2 rRNA genes are annotated in these 3,419 nt (G+C 57.2%); both read left to right on the top strand.

Features of this window, described 5'->3' with window-relative positions:
• Nucleotides 1-105 precede the first annotated feature (105 nt).
• Nucleotides 106-3,215 (top strand): 23S ribosomal RNA (locus AB0H28_RS29815).
• Between the two features lie 75 nt (nt 3,216-3,290).
• Nucleotides 3,291-3,407 (top strand): 5S ribosomal RNA (gene rrf, locus AB0H28_RS29820).
• The last annotated feature ends 12 nt before the right edge of the window (nt 3,408-3,419 follow it).

Raw genomic sequence — 3,419 nt, forward strand, 5'->3', positions numbered from 1 at the left:
CGGACTCGCATACCGCCGGTGTTTGCCGGGTCGTTGGTGTGGGGCTGTTGGGGTTGTGGGTTGGTTGTTTGTTGAGAATTGCACAGTGGACGCGAGCATCTTTGTGGTCAAGTTGTCAAGGGCGAACGGTGGATGCCTTGGCACCAGGAGCCGATGAAGGACGTGGGAGGCCGCGATAGGCCTGGGGGAGCTGTCAACCGAGCTGTGATCCCAGGGTGTCCGAATGGGGGAACCCGGCATCAGTCATGTGATGTCACCCGCACCTGAACACATAGGGTGTGTGGGGGGAACGCGGGGAAGTGAAACATCTCAGTACCCGTAGGAAGAGAAAACAAATAGTGATTCCGTGAGTAGTGGCGAGCGAAAGCGGATTGAGGCTAAACCGGCTGCGTGTGATACCTGTCAGGGGTTGCGTGGTCGGGGTTGTGGGACCCCGCTCAACAGACTGACATCTGTTGGAGGAGTGATAAAGCCAGTGGTTAGTCGAACAGTCTGGAATGGCTGACCGTAGACGGTGATAGTCCGGTAGGTGAAAGCTGCTGGTCTTCTGTGGGTGTTCCCGAGTAGCGGCGGACTCCTGAAATCTGCCGTGAATCTGCCAGGACCACCTGGTAAGCCTAAATACTTCCTGGTGACCGATAGCGGACGAGTACCGTGAGGGAATGGTGAAAAGTACCCCGGGAGGGGAGTGAAATAGTACCTGAAACCGTTCGCCTACAATCCGTCGGAGCCTTACGGGGTGACGGCGTGCCTTTTGAAGAATGAGCCTGCGAGTTAGTGGCATGTGGCGAGGTTAACCCGGGTGGGGGAGCCGTAGCGAAAGCGAGTCTGAATAGGGCGTTTTGAGTCGCATGCTCTAGACCCGAAGCGGAGTGATCTAGCCATGGGCAGGCTGAAGCGCGGGTAAGACCGCGTGGAGGGCCGAACCCACCAACGTTGAAAAGTTGGGGGATGACCTGTGGTTAGGGGTGAAAGGCCAATCAAACTCCGTGATAGCTGGTTCTCCCCGAAATGCATTTAGGTGCAGCGTCGCGTGTTTCTTGCCGGAGGTAGAGCACTGGATGGTCTAGGGGGCCCACAAGCTTACCGAAATCAGCCAAACTCCGAATGCCGGTAAGTGAGAGCGCGGCAGTGAGACTGCGGGGGATAAGCTTCGTAGTCGAGAGGGAAACAGCCCAGATCACCAGCTAAGGCCCCTAAGCGTGTGCTAAGTGGAAAAGGATGTGGGGTCGCATAGACAACCAGGAGGTTGGCTTAGAAGCAGCCACCCTTTAAAGAGTGCGTAATAGCTCACTGGTCAAGTGGTTCCGCGCCGACAATGTAGCGGGGCTCAAGCACACCGCCGAAGCTGTGGCATTCACATTTTAACCTCGTCAGGTCTTGATGCCTGGTGCAGGTGTGTGGATGGGTAGGGGAGCGTCGTGCCGGGGGTGAAGCGACGGGGTGACCTAGTTGTGGACACGGCACGAGTGAGAATGCAGGCATGAGTAGCGAAAGAAGGGTGAGAAACCCTTCCGCCGGATGACCAAGGGTTCCAGGGCCAGGCTAATCCGCCCTGGGTGAGTCGGGACCTAAGGCGAGGCCGAGAGGCGTAGTCGATGGACAACGGGTTGATATTCCCGTACCCGCGAAAGAGCGACCCTGACGAACCTCGTTGTGCTAACCACCCGAGCCCTGGGAGGTCTTCGGACCGAACGGGGGGAGCGTGGGAACCTGGCGGGTAGTAGTCAAGCGATGGGGTGACGCAGGAAGGTAGCTGATCCCGGCCGGTGGTTGTGCCGGGGTAAGCGTGTAGGCCGTGGTGTAGGCAAATCCGCACCGCATGTGGGCTGAGACGTGATGCCGAGCCGATTCAGGTGAAGTCAGTGATCCTATGCTGCCGAGAAAAGCCTCTAGCGAGTTCTGAGCGGCCCGTACCCCAAACCGACACAGGTGGTCAGGTAGAGAATACCGAGGCGATCGGGCGAACTGTGGTTAAGGAACTCGGCAAATTGCCCCCGTAACTTAGGGAGAAGGGGGGCCGGAGACGTGAAGCCCCGCGCGGGTGGAGCGTTGTATGGCCGCAGAGAGCAGGGGGAAGCGACTGTTTACTAAAAACACAGGTCCATGCGAAGAAGTAATTCGATGTATATGGACTGACGCCTGCCCGGTGCTGGAACGTTAAGGGGACCTGTTAGCTCTTCGGGGCGAAGCGGAGAACTTAAGCGCCAGTAAACGGCGGTGGTAACTATAACCATCCTAAGGTAGCGAAATTCCTTGTCGGGTAAGTTCCGACCTGCACGAATGGCGTAACGACTTCCCCACTGTCTCAACCACAGGCCCGGCGAAATTGCATTACGAGTAAAGATGCTCGTTACGCGCGGCAGGACGGAAAGACCCCGGGACCTTTACTATAGCTTGACATTGGTATCTGAATTAGCTTGTGTAGGATAGGTGGGAGCCGGTGAAGTCCATACGCCAGTATGGGTGGAGGCAATCTTGAAATACCACTCTGGTTGATTTGGGTATCTAACTTCGGACCGTTATCCGGTTCAGGGACAGTGTCTGGTGGGTAGTTTAACTGGGGCGGTTGCCTCCTAAAGGGTAACGGAGGCGCCCAAAGGTTCCCTCAGCCTGGTTGGCAATCAGGTGTTGAGTGCAAGTGCACAAGGGAGCTTGACTGTGAGACTGACAGGTCGAGCAGGGACGAAAGTCGGGACTAGTGATCCGGCACTGGCATGTGGAAGCGGTGTCGCTCAACGGATAAAAGGTACCCCGGGGATAACAGGCTGATCTTCCCCAAGAGTCCATATCGACGGGATGGTTTGGCACCTCGATGTCGGCTCGTCGCATCCTGGGGCTGTAGCAGGTCCCAAGGGTTGGGCTGTTCGCCCATTAAAGCGGTACGCGAGCTGGGTTTAGAACGTCGTGAGACAGTTCGGTCCCTATCCGCCGTGCGCGTAGGATACTTGAGAAGGGCTGTCCCTAGTACGAGAGGACCGGGACGGACGAACCTCTGGTGTGCCAGTTGTCCCGCCAGGGGCACGGCTGGTTAGCTACGTTCGGAAGGGATAACCGCTGAAAGCATCTAAGCGGGAAGCTCGCTTCAAGATGAGGTATCCCACCCACATTTGTGGGGTAAGGCCCCCAGCTAGACGACTGGGTTGATAGGCCGGAAATGTAAGCCCGGTAACGGGTTCAGTTGACCGGTACTAATAGGCCGAGGACTTGACTACCAAGCTGCTACGCGTCCACTGTGCAACTCTGAACAAACCACCACCCGTCGGGGTTGGTTGACATGTTCATAGAGTTACGGCGGTCATGGCGGAGGGGAAACGCCCGGTCACATTCCGAACCCGGAAGCTAAGCCCTCCAGCGCCGATGGTACTGCACTCGGGAGGGTGTGGGAGAGTAGGACACCGCCGGACAATCTTCCAGTC

This window comes from Micromonospora sp. NPDC050980 (assembly GCF_040653835.1).
Taxonomy (GTDB): Bacteria; Actinomycetota; Actinomycetes; order Mycobacteriales; family Micromonosporaceae; genus Micromonospora.